The organism is Clostridium disporicum, from assembly GCF_001405015.1.
Lineage (GTDB): Bacteria > Bacillota > Clostridia > Clostridiales > Clostridiaceae > Clostridium > Clostridium disporicum_B.
Window position 1 is genome coordinate 23125 of sequence record NZ_CYZX01000014.1, and the last position, 20321, is coordinate 43445.

The 20321-nt window shown below is 28.4% G+C and carries 18 protein-coding genes; 15 read left to right on the forward strand and 3 right to left on the reverse strand.

Going from position 1 to position 20321, the window contains the following annotated elements; genetic code table 11:
• The first annotated feature begins 38 nt into the window (after positions 1–38).
• The 7 genes from ARA56_RS10285 to ARA56_RS10315 all read left to right on the forward strand — a co-directional run bounded on the left by ARA56_RS10285 (position 39) and on the right by ARA56_RS10315 (position 6182).
• Positions 39–914 (forward strand): DegV family protein, encoded by an 876-nt coding sequence (locus ARA56_RS10285; RefSeq protein WP_242855926.1) that lies wholly within the window; start codon positions 39–41, stop codon positions 912–914.
• Between the two features lie 170 nt (positions 915–1084).
• Positions 1085–1312: a hypothetical protein gene (locus ARA56_RS10290; RefSeq protein ID WP_055266391.1), complete on the forward strand. Its 228-nt coding sequence runs from the start codon at positions 1085–1087 to the stop codon at positions 1310–1312.
• A gap of 21 nt (positions 1313–1333) precedes the next feature.
• Entirely contained in the window at positions 1334–2098 is a 765-nt protein-coding gene (locus tag ARA56_RS10295; protein ID WP_055266393.1) for a glucose-1-phosphate cytidylyltransferase, read from the forward strand.
• A complete protein-coding gene (locus tag ARA56_RS10300; RefSeq protein ID WP_055266395.1) occupies positions 2092–3078 on the forward strand; it encodes a GDP-mannose 4,6-dehydratase in 987 nt (328 codons plus the stop codon). Before ARA56_RS10295 ends, ARA56_RS10300 begins: the two co-directional genes overlap by 7 nt.
• Positions 3079–3080: 2 nt before the next feature.
• On the forward strand, positions 3081–3998 hold the full coding sequence (locus ARA56_RS10305) for a putative nucleotide-diphospho-sugar transferase (RefSeq protein ID WP_055266397.1): 918 nt from the start codon (positions 3081–3083) through the stop codon (positions 3996–3998).
• A gap of 27 nt (positions 3999–4025) precedes the next feature.
• Positions 4026–5204, forward strand: coding sequence for a glycosyltransferase family 2 protein (locus ARA56_RS10310; protein ID WP_055266399.1), 1179 nt, complete (start codon positions 4026–4028; stop codon positions 5202–5204).
• A gap of 39 nt (positions 5205–5243) precedes the next feature.
• Positions 5244–6182, forward strand: coding sequence for a hypothetical protein (locus ARA56_RS10315; protein ID WP_055266401.1), 939 nt, complete (start codon positions 5244–5246; stop codon positions 6180–6182).
• 43 nt (positions 6183–6225) lie between these two features.
• Here ARA56_RS10315 and pflB read toward each other — a convergent pair whose 3' ends face one another.
• Positions 6226–8457, reverse strand: coding sequence for a formate C-acetyltransferase (pflB, locus tag ARA56_RS10320; protein WP_055266403.1), 2232 nt, complete (start codon positions 8455–8457; stop codon positions 6226–6228).
• Positions 8458–8904: 447 nt separating this feature from the next.
• Between pflB and ARA56_RS10325 the strand changes: the two genes are divergently transcribed.
• From ARA56_RS10325 to ARA56_RS10360, 8 genes are all read left to right on the forward strand, one after another.
• A complete protein-coding gene (locus tag ARA56_RS10325; RefSeq protein ID WP_055266405.1) occupies positions 8905–9711 on the forward strand; it encodes a cation efflux transmembrane domain-containing protein in 807 nt (268 codons plus the stop codon).
• 300 nt (positions 9712–10011) lie between these two features.
• On the forward strand, positions 10012–12495 hold the full coding sequence (locus ARA56_RS10330) for an ABC transporter substrate-binding protein (RefSeq protein WP_055266407.1): 2484 nt from the start codon (positions 10012–10014) through the stop codon (positions 12493–12495).
• A 1-nt stretch (position 12496) separates the two neighbouring features.
• Positions 12497–13354 (forward strand): carbohydrate ABC transporter permease, encoded by an 858-nt coding sequence (locus ARA56_RS10335; RefSeq protein WP_055266409.1) that lies wholly within the window; start codon positions 12497–12499, stop codon positions 13352–13354.
• Between the two features lie 16 nt (positions 13355–13370).
• Positions 13371–14210 carry a carbohydrate ABC transporter permease gene (locus ARA56_RS10340; RefSeq protein WP_055266411.1) on the forward strand — a complete coding sequence of 280 codons (840 nt, stop codon included), beginning with the start codon at positions 13371–13373 and terminating at the stop codon, positions 14208–14210.
• A gap of 12 nt (positions 14211–14222) precedes the next feature.
• Complete coding sequence (locus ARA56_RS10345) at positions 14223–15551, forward strand: efflux RND transporter periplasmic adaptor subunit (protein WP_055266413.1); 1329 nt, start codon at positions 14223–14225, stop codon at positions 15549–15551.
• Positions 15548–16768 carry a hypothetical protein gene (locus tag ARA56_RS10350; RefSeq protein WP_055266415.1) on the forward strand — a complete coding sequence of 407 codons (1221 nt, stop codon included), beginning with the start codon at positions 15548–15550 and terminating at the stop codon, positions 16766–16768. The genes ARA56_RS10345 and ARA56_RS10350 overlap by 4 nt, the downstream gene beginning before the upstream one ends.
• A 216-nt stretch (positions 16769–16984) precedes the next feature.
• Positions 16985–17233, forward strand: a complete 249-nt coding sequence (locus tag ARA56_RS10355) for a DUF1653 domain-containing protein (protein WP_055266417.1) — start codon at positions 16985–16987, stop codon at positions 17231–17233.
• 173 nt (positions 17234–17406) lie between these two features.
• The gene (locus ARA56_RS10360) at positions 17407–18213 is read left to right on the forward strand and encodes a DUF368 domain-containing protein (protein WP_055266419.1); all 807 of its coding nucleotides are present in this window, start codon (positions 17407–17409) and stop codon (positions 18211–18213) included.
• 93 nt (positions 18214–18306) lie between these two features.
• Here the strand turns inward: ARA56_RS10360 and ARA56_RS10365 are convergent, their stop codons facing one another.
• Positions 18307–19695 carry an MATE family efflux transporter gene (locus ARA56_RS10365; protein ID WP_055266421.1) on the reverse strand — a complete coding sequence of 463 codons (1389 nt, stop codon included), beginning with the start codon at positions 19693–19695 and terminating at the stop codon, positions 18307–18309.
• Complete coding sequence (locus ARA56_RS10370; RefSeq protein WP_055266423.1) at positions 19692–20138, reverse strand: MarR family winged helix-turn-helix transcriptional regulator; 447 nt, start codon at positions 20136–20138, stop codon at positions 19692–19694. The genes ARA56_RS10365 and ARA56_RS10370 overlap by 4 nt, the downstream gene beginning before the upstream one ends.
• Positions 20139–20321 lie beyond the last annotated feature (183 nt).

Consider the following 20321-nt stretch of genomic DNA (forward strand, 5'->3'; position numbering starts at 1 on the left):
AAAATTATATATGATATGTTAAATTTAAGGAGAAAAATATGATTAAGTTAATTGTTGATAGTATTTGCGATTTGCCAGAAGAAATGTATGATAAATATGACATAGATATATTACCACTTAGAGTAATGATTAATGATAAAGAGTATTTAGATAGAGTAACTATAACGATAGACCAGGTTTATGAAGAAATGAGAAATGGTATTTTACCTAAAACATCTCAAGTATCGCCGGCAGCAATTTATGAAACATTTGATAGACATTGTGAGGAAGGTAATGATTTTATATATTTAGCGTTTTCATCTGTTTTATCTGGAACTTGTGATTTAGCAAAAAATATTTCAAAAGAATTTAAGGAAAGATATCCAGAAAGAAAAATAGAAGTTATAGATACAAAGGCTGGGGCCATAGGCATAGGAGTAATAGCTATGCAGGTAATAAAGCTTATTGAAAATAAAGAAAGCTTTGAGAATATTATCAACTATATTTATGAAATGACTAATCATATCGAGCATGTATTTATATTAGAAGATTTAAATTGGCTTATGAAAGGCGGTAGGATTAATAAGGTTCAGGCTGCTCTAGGGACAATGCTTGATTTAAAACCTATGTTAGATGTAAACAATGGTTATCTGGAAGTTATTAAAAAGGTTAGAGGGAAGAAAAAATCTATAAATACTCTTTTAGATATAGTTGAAGAAAGAATAAATGGGTTTACTGACCAGGTTATTGGAATAGGGCATGCTGATGATGAAGAAGCTGCAGAAGCGGTTGTTAAAGCTATAAAAGAAAGATTTGGAGAAGATACTAAATGTGTAATTACTAAAATAGGTTGTGTATTAGGAACTCACTTGGGAATAGGTGGAGTAGGAGTGATTTTCTTTAACAAAAAATTTGACTTTTATAATCAATGGTAAAAAATTATAAACAAAAACAGTATTAGCTTATTAAATAGTTAATACTGTTTTTATTTATAAATTTATTTGCTACAAAATGAGATGTGATAAATACAGGAAATTAATGGAACATAATTTATAGTTAGGAATAATATGTAGTATAAAAAATTTGGCTAAAGGAATCTAAAATAGTGAAAGTAAAAATATTTAATGGGAAAAATTTTAGAGAATTAGAAGATAGAATAAATAATTTTATTAAAGATAAGCGTGTTATTAGTATAAATTCTGAAACGACTTTTTGTGAGACGCGTGGATTAATATGGAGTGTGTTAATAGTTATTATTCTATATGAAGAAATTGATCATTGTGGATATTTAGATGCTAAATCATTAATTAATTTTGAAAAATATAAACTATAGTAAAAAAGGGAGTGACTAAAGATGAAAGTTGTTATACTTGCAGGTGGAAAGGGAATTAGAATGAGTCAATTAACAGTGGATACCCCTAAACCTCTATGTGAGGTTGGGGGTATGCCAATATTGTGGCATATAATGAAAATGTATCAGTATTATAAATTTAATGATTTCATTTTGTTATTAGGATATAAAGGGGAAAAAATAAAGGAATATTTTATGGATTACTACTGGAAAACTAATAGTTTTAAGTTAGATATGAATAGTGGAGATATAAAAGTGTATTCAGATCCTGAAGACTTTAAGATAACTTTCGTTGATACAGGTATTGATACAATGACTGGAGGAAGAATAAAAAGAGCTAAAGAATATATTGGAAACGAAACATTCATGTTAACTTATGGAGATGGCTTAGCTGATATAGATATAGAGGAATTATTAAAATTTCATAAGAAGCAAGGAAGGATAGCAACTGTAACTGGAATATATAAAAAGAGTCAATATGGCATTTTAACAGTAGGAGATGGAGTAGCTAAATCATTTGAGGAAAAGAAAAATACAGAAGAAATAATAAATGGTGGATTTTTTGTATTCGAACCAGAAATATTTAATTATTTAGAAAATGATTCAACATGTGTTTTAGAGCAAAGTCCATTGAAAAAGTTAGTTGCAGATAATCAGTTAGCAGTTTATATGCATAATGGTTTTTGGACTGCAATGGACACTTTAAGTGATATTAATAATGTAAATATAATGTGGAATGAGGGAAGGAGATTGTGGAAAATATGGTAGGTACAAATGATAAGTTTTGGAAAGATAAAAATATTTTTATAACTGGTGGAACAGGATTTTTAGGTAGCTATTTAACTAAGGCTCTTGTTGATTATGGTGCTAATGTAACCTTATTGGTAAGAGATGATATACCAAAATCTAATCTTTATAGTGGTGATGAATATAAATCCATAAATGTAGTACGAGGAAGTTTAGAAGATTATTATTTAATAGAAAGAATATTAGGAGAATATGAGATAGATACAGTTTTTCATTTAGCAGCTCAAGCAATTGTAGGCGTTGCAAATAGGAATCCATTAGGAACATTTATTTCTAATATTCAAGGAACATGGAATATACTTGAAGCATCCAGGAGAAGTCCATTAATTAGAAGAGTGGTAGTGGCATCTAGCGACAAAGCTTATGGAGATCAAGAGAAGCTTCCATATGATGAAAGTATGCCTTTACAAGGAAAACATCCTTACGATGTTTCAAAGAGTTGTGCAGATTTAATTGCTCAAAGTTATTATGAAACCTATAAGCTACCAGTTTGTATAACTAGATGTGGAAATTTATATGGTGGAGGAGATTTAAATTTTAATAGAATTATTCCCCAAAGTATTAAATCAATATTAAAAGGAGAAGCACCAATAATTAGAAGTGACGGTACCTTTATCAGAGATTATTTTTATGTTGAAGATGCAGTAGAAGCATATATTACTTTAGCAGAAAAAATTGAGGAGCAAAATTTAGGAGGACAAGCATTTAATTTTAGTAATGAAATTCAATTAACAGTTTTAGAATTAGTAGACAAAATATTAAATATTATGGGTAGTGAATTAAAACCTATAATATTAAATATAGGAAGTAATGAAATAAAACATCAATATTTATCTGCAAAGAAAGCTAGAGATATATTAGGATGGAATCCAAAGTATACAATAGAGGATGGATTAGCAAAAACAGTAAAGTGGTATAAAGAGTTTTTAGGAGATAAATAGGTATGAAAAAGAGTGTTTTTTGTGCTGTTGTTTCTAAGACAAGGTTAATTCAAGGTATTGCTTGCTTTTTATCTTTATATGAAACACTGGATGATTTCGTAATATATGTTCTTTGTGTAGATAATAAATGTTATGAATTCTTAAAGAAAGTTAATTTTGATAGACTAAGATTATTTACAATATCTCAACTAAATAGAGCTGATTTAATAGATTTAGAGGATAAGAGATTATTGAATCAATATTGTTGGACATTAAAACCAGGGTTTATAAGATATATTTTTGAGATGGATAACTCTATAGAAAGGGTGACTTATATAGATTCAGACCTATTCTTTTTACAAGACGTTAGAATAATTTTTGAGAATCAGCCTGAGGCATCTGTATTACTATCAAGTGGAGAAATATTTTTGCCTATGTATTCTAAGGAATTTAATCAATATATGCAGTATCTTACTGGTAAGTATAACTCAGGATTTATTAGTTTTAAAAACGATATAAATGGCATAGAGTGTGTAAAGTGGTGGGATAAGAAGTGTATTGAAAGTTGCACGGCAAATCCGGAAGATAATAAGTTTGGGGACCAGAAATATCTTGAGGATATGCCATTCCTATTTAAAGATGTTGAAGAGATTACAACACCAGGTATAAATATTGGACATTGGAATTATCCGAAATATAGATTTAGTGTTAAAGATAACAATATAATGGTAAATAATGATAAATTGATTTTCTATCACTTTAGTGGTTTTAGAATAGTTAATAAGAATGATATAAGACAAATTCACGAAGAAGATAGAATAAATCAACCTTTTATATATGAAATATATAGAAAGCTATTAACTAATCTTATTGATGAAGTTGAAAAGATTGATCCGACATTTATAGAGTATAAAACAGTAGCTGAAGTTGAAGATAATTAACTAATAAGGTATAAGGAGATAGATTTTATGAGAGTGAGCGTCATAATTCCATCTTACAACTCGAGAGAAAGGTTATATTATAATTTAATAACTTTAAATAATCAAGATTGTGACTATGATACTTTTGAAGTAGTTGTAGTTGATAACGGATCTAATGATAACACAATAGAGATGTTAAAGGAGTTTGAATCTAAATATCCTCTTAAGTTTGTAAGAGTAAAGGAGAATAAAGGAATTGCACATGGTAGAAATGAAGGGGTAAAAAGAGCAGAAGGAGATATATTAATATTTCACGATAGTGATATGTTAGCACCTATAGATTTCATAACCAGACATTTAAAGCACCATGAAGAAGGAAATATAGTTGTATGTGGTGTTCCATGGAAGCGAATAAATACTTTTTATTATAAAGAATTAGAGAAAGCTGGTTTGAATTATAAAGATGATATATTACCTATATATGGAATGGATATAGATGATATTAAGATGGACAAGCAACCATTAATAAGTAGTGAATCTATAGTAGATAGAAGTTATTTAAATTATATTTATAATTTAGATACAGATTTTATGAAAATTTTAAAAGGTATATTAGATAGATACGGAGATAATTTTAGAGACTATGCTTTACCATGGAGATTTTTCATAACTAATAACGTTTCTGTAGAAAGAAGTAGAGTTATACAGGTTGGTATGTTTGATGAAAGTATAGTTGGTTATGGGTATGAAGATTATGATTTAGGTATACGACTATATAAATCTGGAAGTAAATTTGTATTTGATAAAGATATTTTAAATGTTCATCAGGAACATCCAAGTAATATAAGAATAAGCGAAGCTCATGATAATGTGAATTATATATGTAGTAAATATAATAATGTATATTTCTTAGATGTAATATTAGTTTGTGTATCATATGTAACCTCTATTGATGGAAGTACTATTAACGAATTAGTAATTGATATAAATAATATGCTTCCAGTTACTTCGTTTAGGAGATTATTAGAGATATTTTTAGAACTAATTCAAACTTGCAGAAAACGCTTCTTTGTAGAAGGAGTTAAAGATAGATATAGTATTATGCCTAATATTTATATAAACCTAGAAGAATTAATAATGGAATTAAAATATTTAAGAGATAAGTTTGGAATTAAATATTTTACAGAAGCAATGCTAGCATTAATAAGAGATATATACAGGATTTAGTATGGTTTGTAAATAGTTAATAGAAAGGAGGAAAAGACATTGGAGAAATATCATTTCAGTATGATCTTATCAGAGCAACATTTATTCAAAGCTATACCTATGTATATTTCTTTACGTCAGTATTGCAAAAGTTTTAAGTTATTCATTTTATGTATGAATGAGTCGGTATATGCAATATTAAACAAGATAGGTTTTAAAGATATTATATTAATTCCAATAAAGTATTTAGAAGATAATAATTTTGAATTATTAAAAGCTAAATCAAATAGATCTTTTCATGAATATTGTTGGACATTAAAACCTATATTTTTATATTATATTATGAATCAGTATGATAAAGCTAAATACTATGCACATGTTGATGCGGATTTATTCTTCTTTTCAAATATAGATAATGTATTCGATGAAAATCCTAATGCTTCAATTTTCTTAACTCATCATAGAAATTCAGAAGAATTTAAACATTATTATGAATTAAGTGGAATATATAATACAGGATTTGTAGGATTTAGAAATAATAATGAAGCAAGGGTAGCAGTAAGATTATGGGGAGACAGATGTTTAAAGAAGTGTACTATGGAGTATGATACGGTTGATAAAACCTTTGGTGATCAACGGTATGTTGAAGATTGGGTAGATATATTTAAAAATGTACATGTAGTCAATTCTATTGGAGCTAATGTTGCATTTTGGAATATAAAAAATTATAAAGTTTCAAAGAGATATAATAATGTTTATATAAATGAAACACCATTAATATTTTATCACTTCTCAAGTGTAGTAATATTAGGACCTAGAGAATTCGATTTATGTTCATTTTATCATATAGATGACGAGAATATATTGGTATATATATATGACCCATATGTAAGATTATTATCAAATGGAATAGAGGGTATGAAGAAAGAATTTCCATGGTTTAATATAGGATTTGTTGATAGGAGAAATATCATTAATCTTCATAATTATAAGATATAGATAAAGGAGCTATTTTATAATAGCTCCTTTAATACATATTTAATTACATTGATTTATGGAATGTTCTGTTTATAACATCTAATTGTTGTTCTCTAGTTAATTTGATGAAGTTAACAGCGTATCCAGATACTCTGATTGTTAATTGTGGGTATTCTTCTGGGTGCTCCATAGCATCTAATAGAGTTTCTCTATCAAATACATTTACGTTTAAGTGTTGAGCTCCTTGAGAGAAGTATCCATCCATCATAGCACCTAAGTTAGTGATTCTACCTTCAGCAGTCTTTCCTAAAGCATCAGGAATGATTGAGAATGTATTAGAAACACCGTCTTGAGAATGTTCATATGGAATCTTAGCAACAGAGTTTAATGATGCTAAAGAACCACTGTTATCTCTTCCGTGCATTGGGTTAGCTCCTGGTGCAAATGGTTCTCCTGCTTTTCTTCCACATGGAGTTGTACCAGTCTTCTTACCGTAAACAACGTTTGATGTAATTGTTAATACTGATTGAGTATGTGTAGCATTTCTGTAAGTTTTGTTTTGTCTGATTTTGTTCATCATAGACTCAACTAACCATGCAGCAATTTCATCAACTCTATCATCATCATTTCCGTATTTAGGGAAGTCACCTTCAACTTCGAAGTCTACAGCTATTCCTTCTTCATTTCTTATTGGCTTAACTTTAGCGTATTTTATAGCAGATAATGAGTCAGCACAAACTGAAAGTCCAGCTATACCACAAGCCATTGTTCTGAATACATCTCTATCATGTAAAGCCATTTGTAATTTTTCATATGAATATTTATCATGCATGTAGTGAATAACATTTAAAGTATTAACATAAAGGTTAGCTAACCAATCTGTCATTGTTTCAAATCTATCCATTACTTCATTGTAATCTAAGTATTCATCAGTTAGTGGAATAGTCTTTGGTCCAACTTGAACACCAGACTTTTCATCTCTACCACCGTTTATAGCGTAAAGTAAAGTCTTAGCTAAGTTAACTCTAGCACCGAAGAATTGCATTTGCTTACCAACTCTCATTGCAGATACACAACAAGCGATAGCATAGTCATCTCCCCAGTATGGAGCCATTAAGTCATCATTTTCGTATTGAACTGATGATGTATCAATAGATACCTTAGAACAGAAATCTTTGAATCCTTGAGGTAATCTAGTTGACCATAAAACTGTTAAGTTTGGTTCTGGTGATGGCCCTAAAGTGTAAAGTGTGTTAAGTACTCTGAATGAGTTCTTAGTAACTAAAGTTCTTCCATCTAATCCCATACCACCGATTGATTCAGTAACCCAAGTTGGATCTCCTGAGAATAAATCGTTGTATTCTGGAGTTCTTAAGAACTTAACTAATCTTAACTTCATTACGAAGTGGTCCATTAATTCTTGAGCTTCTTCTTCAGTGATAACACCGTTTCTTAAGTCTCTTTCTATATATATATCTAAGAATGTAGAAGTTCTACCAAGTGACATAGCAGCACCATTTTGGTCTTTTATAGCACCTAAGAATCCAAAGTATAACCATTGGATAGCTTCTTTAGCATTTGTAGCTGGAGCTGATATATCAAATCCGTAAGTTGCAGCTAATCCTTTTAATTCTTTTAAAGCAGCTATTTGGTCAGATAATTCTTCTCTTAATCTGATAACTTCTTCATCTATAGTCTTAACTTCTAAGCTTAATTTTTGTTGTTCTTTATCTTGTATTAATCTGTCTACACCGTATAGAGCAACTCTTCTATAGTCACCTATGATTCTTCCTCTTCCGTAAGCATCTGGAAGACCAGTGATAACACCTGATTTTCTAGCTAATCTCATTTCTGTAGTATAAGCATCGAAAACACCTTGGTTATGAGTTTTTCTATATTTGCTAAATATTTCAGATATTCTTGGGCTAACTTCATATCCGTATGCTTTAGCAGCACTTTCAGCCATTCTTATACCACCATAAGGCATAACAGCTCTTTTTAATGGAGCGTCAGTTTGAACACCAACTATTTTTTCGAAAGCTTGATCTATATAACCAGCTTTATATTCATTTATTCCTGATATAGTTTCAGTATCTAAATCTAAAACTCCACCATTTTCTCTTTCTTTTTTGAAAAGTTCACTAACTTCTGCCCAAAGTTTTTTAGTGGCTTCAGTTGCACCAGCTAAGAAACTGTCATCTCCTTCGTAAGCAGTGTAGTTAGTTTGGATAAAGTTTCTTACGTCAACGCTTTTTTGCCATTGGCCTTTATTAAAGCCTGTCCATTCTTGTCTCATTGCTTATACCTCCGATTTTTCTATATATAAATTTAGTTTGTTAAAACGATGTCAATAATAATTCTTAATTAATAGTAAATTCATATATGATTCTATCATCAAATAAAGAATGTTTCAATAGGAAATTAAATTATAAATATATTTACAATATCGGAAATATTCTGAATATTCAGCTTTATGTTAAAAATATAACAATATTTTCTAAAGTACATTTATGCTGTAAGTAAAATTTGAGGAATTTAAAATTAAATATATTAGTAGTATTTTTTGAGCATTTTAATCATTACAATATAGAATTTATTCTAGTATTATGATATTAAGCAAAAATATTTTAAGGAGTAGGTGAAGATAATGAAAATAGAAAACAAAATATTAAAATTATCCGTTTTAGGTGCATTATTCTTTGCACTATTTGGTATTGCATGGGGATGAGCGATAGATTCTGAAATGATTATATTCGATGGATTATATTCATTTATCAGTTTGTTATTATCTATGTTATCCTTATTTATAAGTAATTTTATGTCTAAAAATGATGTAGAGAAGTTTCCTTTTGGAAAACATATTTTAGAACCATTAGTTATTTCAATTAAATCTTTAGTTATACTTATAATGTGTTTATATACTCTTATAGATGCAGTAAAGATAATGTTTAATGGAGGCAACAACATAGAATTTGGACTAGCTATAGTTTATTCCATTATTTCGGTTGTTGGTTGTGGCATAATCACTTTATATATGAAGAAGAAAGAGAAAAAGTTATCTTCTGAATTAATAAAAGCTGAGAGTAATCAATGGTTTATGGATACAGCTTTAAGTGCAGCAGTATTAATTGGGTTTTTAGTTGCAATAGTTTTATCTAAAACTACCTTAAGTTTCTTAAATCCATATATAGATCCAACTATGACTTTAATAGTATCAATAATTTTCTTAAGATTACCTATAAAGACTTTTATAGAAAGTTTTAAAGAGATTATATCTGTTAAGGCTGATGATGAAATTAATGATGATATATATGTACTAGTAAAAGAAATTGAGGAAGAGTATAAATTTGAAGAATCAATTGCTAGAGTTTCTAAAATAGGTAGAGAACTTAGAATAGAAATAGATTTTGTCTATAATCAAAATAGTAAGTTAAAGACCTTAGACCAAATGGACAGTGTAAGAGAAGAAATAAATGATGCTATAAAGCATATAAAATATAATAAATGGTTAAATGTCTCATTTACCGGAAATAAAAAATGGATAGTTTAAAAAAGTCAGCGAGAGCTGGCTTTTTTTGTATGTGTAAAAAATAGTTAAGTAGTATAAAAAAATTAGGGAACTTTTTTATAAATAAATAGTTTAATAAGTGAAGCTCCAAATTTTAACTTTGATAGTTGAACTTATAAATTTGATGATAGGAGTAGACATTTGGTATAAATGAAAATAAATTGTAACCAAATTGTAATAAAATTTTAAGGTTATTTAAATGGTATATAATAACAAATAGTGATATTATAAGATAAAAAGTAAAAAATATAATATTAAATATAACAAATTATGGAGGAATTTATGGGTGGTAAATTAAAAAGATTATTCTCTATGGCTATGTCTCTTACTTTGATGGTATCAGCAGTTGGATGTTCTGATGGTGGTACTAAAAAGTCAGAGATGGGAAGGTATGTTGAAGAGAGATATGAATCTCCAACAGATTCATATATTCAAAACATGACTAAACTAGATGACGGTAGAATTGCAATGGTAGGCCAAACTTATGATACTGAAGTAAGATTATCCAGTTTTATTTCAGAGGATGGTGGACAAACTTGGAGTGAAACTATTATAGATTTACCAAAACAAGATGGTATGGAAACTTCAATTATGAATTCTACTGTATTAAGTGACGGAAGAATACTTATAGGATATTACTTTATGGAACCATGGGTAGAACCAGAAGTTGATGAAAATGGTAATATTGCTGAAGATGAAAGTACAGAAATACTAGATAAAGAAGAATGGAAAGAACCAGAATATAAATATGCTATAGTAAATCAAGATGGAACTTTTCAAGAAATAGAAATAGAACAAGAAGAAGCAGAAGATGGAATGTGGTATGGACAACCACAATTTAAAGCAGCTTCAAATGGAGATATATTCTATTCAACTGGTAAGGGTGATTCAGTAGTTCAATTAGATGGAACTACTTTTGAAGTAAAAAATGAGTATTTCTTTGAAGATTATTTTAATGATTATTCAATAGTAGGAGATTCGCTTATTATATATGGATTTTCAACTATAGTAGAATTTGATATTAATACTGGAGATGAAAAGGGTAACTTAGAGGAGTTAGAAAAAGAAGTTTTAGGAGATACAGTTCAGTATTATCCAACATTTATAAACTCAGGAAGTAAAACTAAATTATATTACTATACTACATTAGGTTTATATGAATATGATTTATCAGAAAAGAAGACTAAACAACTTATAGATGGAGCATTAAGTTCTTTTGGTGATACAGAAATGTATTTAATGTCTTTTGTTGAAAAGGATAATAATGAATTTTTAACTGTATTTAATGATTGGAGCAATGGAGGAACAGCTATTATTAATTTTGCATATGATGCCAATATTCCATCTGTTCCTGATAAACAATTAAGAGTATATTCATTGTTAGAAAATGATCAAGTGAGACAAGCTGTTTCTTCTTATGCAAAAGCGAATCCAGATACTTATGTTAAATATGAAATTGGTATGTCTTGGGGAGAAGAAGGAATTACTGAATCAGATGCACTTAAAACTTTAAATACTGAAATTGCGGCTGGAAATGGTCCAGATGTTATATTACTAGATGGGCTACCAGTAGAGTCTTATATAGAAAAAGGGCTTTTAGAAGATATAAGCGATGTTATATCAGAATATACAAATCAAGATTTATTATTTAAAAACATAGCGGATGCGTATACTGTTGATGGAAAGATATATCAATTCCCAACTAAAGTTAAATTCCCAATGTTAGTTGGAAACAAAGATGTTATAGAATCAGTTTCAGATTTAGATTCATTTGTAGAATTAGCTAAAAAGTTAGGAAAAGAAAATCCTGATAAGAGAATATTTAATGATTACTATTCTCCTAAGACTTTAGTTTATTCATTATATTATTTATATGGAAATGATTGGTTAAATAGCGATAAAACTATAAATGTTGATGCATTAAATAATTTCTTTGAAAAATCTAAGGAATTATATACTGTTGTTGATGAAAATATGAAGAGATATTATGAAAAGATGGAAGCGATATGGAATGATAAATTCCAAGGTGAACAAATTCCTGATAAAGAGGAAATTATTGAAGATGAAGACTTTGAAGAAGGCGATGGAGAAGATTTTGTAGACCCTAACGAAGGAATTTGGAGCGTATACGAAATTAATAATTACTTAATGCCTTCGGTTTATGCAGATTCATTATTAATGGATGGAAATAATGCTGGTTCATTAATTTATGGTGGATTAGATTCATCATGGGGATATCAATCTTTAATTACTGCATTAATAAATAATAAAGATTTAGATTATAAGATGTTAACAAGAGGCGGTGAAAAAGTATTTATGCCTATTGATCTTTTAGGAGTAAATTCTAAAGCTAAAAATAAAGAGGAAGCAAAAGAATTTATTAAAGAATTATTTAATGAAAAATCTCAAACAAGATATTATGGACAAGGAATAACAGTAAATAAGGAAAGTTTGAAAAAAGAATTTGCAATAGACGAAGAGTGGCAACCAGAATTTGATGAGGAAACTCAACATTACTTTGGTGGAACAATGGGATGGCAAGATGAAGATGGAACTATGCATGAAGTCAAACAATACCTGCCAAATGAAGAAGATATTAATAGATTAATAGGTGAAATAGAAAGTTTAAATGTAGCTGGAACAGTTAATAGAGTGTTATTGACTGAAGTAGCTAAACAATTTGAAGCATATGCTTTAGGAAATAGTAGTTTAGATGATGCTATTAATACAATAGTAGATAATTTAGATTTATATTTGGCGGAGTAATATGGAAAAGGTAAAAAGAAAGAAAAAGATAAATAAAGCACCATTATATTTTATTTTACCAAGTCTAATAGGGGTAGCAGTGTTTACACTGCTTCCTTTCTTAGATGTGTTTATTAGATCTTTTCAAAGTGCAATTTCAAGAGAATTTTCAGGGTTAGAAAATTATTATGATATATTTTCAAATGCGGCTTTTAAATTAGCATCGCAAAATACAATAAAGTTTGTGCTAGTATGTATACCATTATTGCTAGCAATATCTTTAGCCATAGCAGTATTCTTAAATAGATTTGTACAAGCTTCTCAAATTTTAAGAACTGCTTTTTTAATACCTATGGCTGTACCAATAGCATCTGTAGTACTTATATGGAATATAGTTTTCCATGAACAAGGAGTATTAAGTGGAGTATTAAATAATTTTAATATTGTAGGGCAAGATTGGATGAATACTGGATATGCTTTTTGGGTACTCGTATTTAGTTATATATGGAAAAATCTTGGATATACAATAATACTATGGTTAGCAGGTTTAAATGCTATATCAAAAGAGATTTATGAATCAGCTAAAGTTGATGGAGCAGGAGAATTAAAATGTTTCACTAAAATAACATTACCTTGCTTAAAACCTACATTATATACAATAGCTGTTTTATCTTTACTTAACTCTTTTAAAGTATTTAGAGAGGCTTATTTAGTAGCTGGAGATTATCCAGATAAGAGTATGTATTTATTACAACATTTATTTAATAACTGGTTTAGAGAGATGTCATTTGGAAAGATGGCTGCAGCCTCTGTAGTAATGGCAGTAATAATCTTTGGATTAATTATGCTTTTACAGAGGGCATGGGAAAATCAAGATTAGAGAGGAGATTGCTAAAATGAAAAGAAAAATTATATTTCTTATATTAGTTATATTATCTTTATTTATGTGTTTTCCAGTTATCTTTTTAATAGCAGGGTCTTTCATGGGGAAAGCAGAGTTAACAGGACACCTTGCTCCAGTGCTGGGCAAGGGAAAAGACTTTGTTAGTTGGGGGTTATTACCGAAATATCCAACTATAAGGTCTTATGTTGAGCTATTATTAGATACACCACAATTTTTCGTGATGTTCTGGAATTCAGTAAAGATAGTGTTTTTATCAATTGCTGGACAACTTATTGTAGGAATAGCGGCAGCTTGGGGATTTGCAAGATACAACTTTAGATTTAAGAAAATATTATTTACTTTATACATAGTAGTAATGTTAATGCCATTTCAAGTTACTATGCTATCAAGTTACTTAGTTTTAGATTCTTTTAAATTATTAGATACACACTGGAGTATTATATTACCTGCTATTTTTTCAACGTTCTCAGTTTTTATAATGTATAGATTTTTCTGTAATATACCTGAGGCTATTATTGAGTCAGCGAGAATAGATGGGGCAAGTGAATTAAAGATATTTTTTAAAATAGGAATTCCGTTAGGTATGCCAGGAATAATGTCGGCAGTAATCTTACAGTTCTTAGAGCTTTGGAATTTAATAGAACAACCATTAACATTCTTAAAAGATAAGAGTTTATGGCCGTTATCAATTTATCTGCCTAATATAACATTAGAAAATGCAGATATAGCATTTACGGCATCAGCTGTTACATTAATAGCAGCTATAATAGTATTCTTTGCAGGTCAAAGTTATTTAGAGCAAGGTATTGCAGCATCAGCAGTAAAGGAATGATGAGTTATGAGTATGAAACAAAAAATAAAGAAGATTATAAATTTCGAATATGTTAAAAAAGGAAAAGATACGCTACAGAAGAAAGCAGTTAAGTACTTAGGTGCATTTTTATTAATTATGATAGGATGTACTATGTTATCAAGATTTGCAGATTCTTTAACAATTCCTGTTATCAAAACAGAAAAGCCAAAGGTAAAAACAATGGTTGATGAAGTTAAGGCTTCTGGAAGAGTAGTTAAAAATAGAGAAGAAAAAATATCTACAATTGAAGGATTAAAAATAGAATATGTAAATGTAAGTGTTGGAGCGTTAATTAAAGCAGGTGATGTTTTAGTTGAATTGGATACTGAAGATTTACAAAAAAAGATAGATGATATAAACGAAAATATTTCTAGAGATGAAAAAACTTTAGCTAGAGCTAAGGAAGATTACAATAGAGCTATAGCTTCTAAAAATAGTAATGTAGCAAAGGCTTTAGAAGAGATGAATAAAGCAAAGAAAGAATTAGATGAATACAGACAACTTCCAGAGGCATCAGGAGATGGAGTTAATGAAGAAGAACCAGTAAAAGATCCTGCAGTAGAAGAGAGTTTAAAGGCTGATTATGAAAGCAAGAAGGCAATGTATTCATCAGCAGTAGAAGATGCTAATGATACATTAGATTTAGATCGTAACCTACAAGATGTTAAGGATTCATTAAAATTAGATGATTATTACGCAGAATTAGAAAAAATACAACCACTACTAGATGCTAATGGAAAAGTAACATCTCCAAAAGAAGGAATTGTTACAAGTGTATTTGCTCAAAATGGTGGAGTTACATCTGATGCTATAATCTCAATAGCAGATAAAGAAAGTGGATATAAGTTTGTTGGACAAATCGAATCTAGCAAGAGAACTTTAGTAAAACAAGGACAAACTGTAGCTCTTAAATTAAATAGTGGAAATTATGTTGAAAATCTAACAATAGAAGCAATTTCAAAGAGTGAGGAAAGTCCAGATTATTTAAATGTAACAGTTGTTTTACCGGCAGGTACAGGTGAAATAGATGATATGGGAGAAATAATCATTTCAAGTCAATCTAAAAAGTACTCTACATGTGTTCCTTTAGCAGCATTAAGACAAGGAGATAATAATAGTTATTATGTCTTAGCTGTAAGTGAAAAAGAAACAGTACTTGGTACTGAAAAGATAGCAAAAAAGTATGAAGTTCAAATTGAAAAGAAAGATAACGAATTTGCAGCTTTAAAAGAAGGTACATTCTCAAGAGGAGAACAAGTAATAATAAGTAGTAATAAAACTGTTGAAGATGGCGATAGAGTTCGCCTGGAGACTGAATGATAAGGCAAGTAAAGCATATAATTAAGGTAATCCTTATTTTTGCTTTAGTTATGTGCTGGGGAATTACTTTAGGATATGCAAATAATATTGAAAGAGATAATGATACAATAAACTTTTATTTTGAAAATGGAAATATTAATGCAGATATAGTAAAAAATATTGAAGAAAGTAAAAGTGATATATCTGTAGTTGGTTGGACTGAAAAATCATTACAATCAGCTACTAATACAGACTTGAATAGAACTGCAAGTGATCTTAAGGTATTAGCTATAAGGGGAAACTCGTCCTTATTATTTGATGGAGCACTATTATTTCAAGATGATAAAGATGGTTGTTTAATAGATACCGAAACATCTTATAAACTTTTTGGAAGTACACATTCTATTGGTAAGGAAATAACTTATGGAGAGAGACAATTAATAGTAAGAGGTATTCATGATAGTACAAAATCTAATATTATTGTTCAATTATTGGATGATGATAGAGATGTTTTAGATGGGTTAACTATTGATGGAACTGATATGACATTAAATAAAATAGAAGAATTTAAGACGCAGTTTGGAATTCAAGAGATGGCAATAAGTGGTGGTATATATCATAATTTTGCGAAGGTATTTGCAATGGTATTTCCTATAATAGCTTTAGTTTTAATATTAATTAAAATTATAACACATTTTTTCAAGGCTAAGAGAAAACCGGTGTTAAAGATAATATATATTTCCATGGCAATAATAAGTATATTTATATTCTTTAAAGTTACAAAATTAAATATCTCTATTCCACTGGATATGATTCCTAACAAATGGTCAGATTTTGATTTTTGGAGTAAGATGTGGAAAGAAAATATAGAAAAATTACAATATGTACTTTATATGAAGAAATACGGTATAGATATCTATAATATAGAAAATTTAATTATGAGTGTATTATATTCAATTTTAACAATAATATTATTTGTAATAAATTTAAATGTTAATAAGATAAAAGATATAAAAGAATTAATATATATAGTATCAGTAAGTGTAATATGCACATTTATAGCAGTTCTTACTATATGGTCAAAGTTTAGTTTCGATGTTAATATAGTAATGCTTTGGTTATTATATCCATTATATATCTGTGGAGATTACTTTATGAGAATACATGAAAAATATTTTATATATAAAGAAAGTAAATTAATAGAAGATATAAGAATAAAGGAAACTGTTACTAATTAAATATATTTATTAAAATGCTAATAATGACAAGTAGTAAATTGACCACAGTTCAATCTAACCTTGTCATTAGTTATTTTAGAATTTAAATTCTATAAAGATAACTTTATAAGTATAATTATAAAAATGTATTTTATTATAGAGTTATATTTGAATATATTTTTTTACTAAGATAAAATTATATAAAGAATATTTAGTATATAACAAAAGGAGAAAAAGATGAGAGATATAACTAATTCTAAAGGTAAAATATTTAGACATTTTAAGGGAGACTTATATTTAGTTGAAGACTTTGTGAAACATTCAGAAACTCAAGAAACGATGGTTCTTTATAGAGCTCTTTATGGAGAATGTGGTTTATTTGTAAGACCTTATGGTATGTTTGTAGAAGAAGTACCCGAAGGTAAGGTAAACCCAACAGGACAAAAATATAGATTTGAAGAATTTAATGTTAAAAGTGTTAAGTAAAATAAATGTAAATTAGGCTTCTAGTACTTTGTAATTAGGATTAATGAAGAAATAAATACAAATCTAAAAAGATTTGAGTTATGTAAGACTAATGATTTAATTTTATAGAAGTGGATATATTTTAATAAAAGATATATCCATTATTTTTATATAGCAAATTAGGAGAGAAGAATATGAATTGGATAATTAATTTTTTTAAAGGGATTGCTATAAGCGTAGCTACAATGGTTCCAGGAGTTAGTGGAGGAACAATGGCTATAATATTAAATGTATATGATGATTTAATTCATGCAGTAGGTTCGTTTTTTGAGGACTGGAGAAAACATAGTAAGTTAATATTTCAACTAGCTTTAGGTGGAATTGTAGGAGTACTAGCTTTTAGTAGGATAATTGATAAAGCTTTAGATAAGTTTCCAACCTTAATGGCTTTTTTCTTTATTGGAGTAATCCTTGGAGGAATACCAACTCTATATAGAAAAGCAATATCTATAGAAAAGAGTAATTTCAATTATATATTTTTAATTGTTGGTTTTGTTTTAGCCTTGTTTTTATCGGGTAATAATGAAGTTGCTAGCATAGCGATAGAAAGCACAGGAATATTTAATATTGGTCTATTAGTTTTGGCAGGTATAATAATTGCAGTAGCACTTATATTACCAGGAATTAGTGGGTCTTTTATATTATTAATTTTAGGATTATATGATGTAACTTTAGATGCAATTAATACATTTAATATTAAATTTTTAATTCCTGTTGGAATAGGAGTGTTAATAGGAGTTGTATTAACTACAAAGATTATTGAAAAATTAATAAAAAAATATCCAGGAAAAACTTATATGATGATATTAGGTTTTGTTGTAGGGTCAATAATAGCTATATATCCTAGTGAAGCGACTAATACTAATATTATATATTCAATATTGGCATTAATAATTGGATTTATTATTATTTATTTTATTTCTAAAAAAGATAAAGAGTAGTTAAGTTAAGATAAAATAAATTTAGCCATAAAAATTTCATCTTTAATAAATATTGAAAAGCCTTCGGCAAATATTAATGCCGAAGGCTTTTACTTAATTAATAACTACATCTAAAGTAGCTTGTGAATTCTCTTCAATAGTAAGTTTATTTAATGATTTAAATTCTTTAGCTATTAATATTATTGTAATAACTACAGATAATAGGTCAGCACAAGCACCAGCAGCCCATACTCCATCTAATCCCATGAATTTAGGTAATATTAGTGTGAATGGAATTAAAAGAATAACTTGTCTTAATAAACTTACAAACATAGACATTTTAGCCTTACCAACAGATTGATAGTAACTTGTTGCTACTATATTAATTCCTACGATAGGCATCATAAGTAAATAAATTCTTAAGCCTTTAACAGCTAGTCCAGTAAGTTCAGCATCATTATTAAATATACTTATTGCAAGTTGAGGGAATAATTGAATTAATATTCCTCCAATAGAACAAATTATTGTTGCAGCTATAGTAGCATATATAAATGTTTTTTTAGCTCTCTCGAATTTTCTTGCTCCGTAATTAAAACCTATTATCGGTTGGCAACCTTGATTTATACCGAATATAGGCATCATAAATACCATGTTTAAAGAACTAATAACTGTCATTGCACCGATAGCTAAGTCATTTCCATAAGTTTTTAGAGCATTATTTGCTACAACTTGTACTAAGCTGTTTGCTATTTGAGTAGCGAAAGGAGCGATTCCTATAGCAAATGTCATCATAATCAAACTTTTTTGAAGTTTAAGGTTTGGTATTTTTAACTTTAAATTAGATTTACCTTTTGTGTAATAATATAAAATAATAAAGAATGTAAGTGCTTGTGAAATAACAGTTGCAAAAGCAGCACCTTTGATTCCCATATTGAACATAAATACAAAAACATAATCTAACACAACGTTAGTAAGACATCCAACAATCATAGTGAATGATGCCATTTTAGGATTACCATCAGCTCTTACTGTACTATTTAGAGCGAAAGAAAGAATATTAAAAGTAGAGCCAACTAAAATTACTGTTATATATTCTTTAGCATAGAATAAAGTATTGCTACTTGCACCAAATATATTTAATATAGGATTTATAAAGATAAGTCCTATGGCAGTTATTGCAATACCAACTATTAAACTTAAAGTAACTGCACTACCAATTAACTTTTCAGCAACATCTTTTTTCCCACGCCCAAGATTTAAAGATATATTAGCTGTTGATCCTATACCAATAAGCATACCAAATGCTAAAAGAATTGACATAATAGGCATTGTAATACCTACACCAGTTAAAGCTAAAGAACCAACTTCAGGAATTCGTCCAATAAACATCCTATCAACGATATTATATAAAGCATTTACTAGCATTCCTATAATTGCAGGAATAGAATATTTTAGAAGTAACTTTCCAATAGATTCTTCTGCTAAATATTTTTGATTACTCATTTATTACCTCCTAGTTTTTTTGAAACATTATTAGTTAATTTATTTAATATTTTTAATCCATAAAGAATTTCTTCGTCACTTAAGTCCGAAGTAAGCATATCTTCCCACTTCATTAAACCCTCTAGGAATTCTTCTTTAATTTCTAAAGCTTTATTTGTTAAATAGATTCTATTTATTCTTTTATCTTCAGAATCTTTATTTCTTTCTATATAACCAAGTTCTTCGAGTTTTTTTATGGCTTTAGCTGTAGTTCCTTTATCTATGTTAATAATATCTGAAAGTTCTTCTTGACTAATACCGTCATTTCTATACAAATGAATCATAAACATGTATTGACCAGAACCAATTCCAAATTTATTAAATTCTTTTGAATAAAAAACATTAGCTTGACGGTGTAGAATTGATATATATTTACCAAAATATTCATCGTTTTTATTGTTCATAAAATAATCCTTTCTTAATTTGCTTTGCTTGATATATTATAATGCTAAATTAGTTGCAATTGCAACTAATTTATTAATGAAATTATATAAAGTTTTTGCAATTTTATCTATAAAGGCAATTAAAGTATATTTACGATAAGAATATAAGTTTATAATATATAGAATAAATTAGTATAAAAGTAT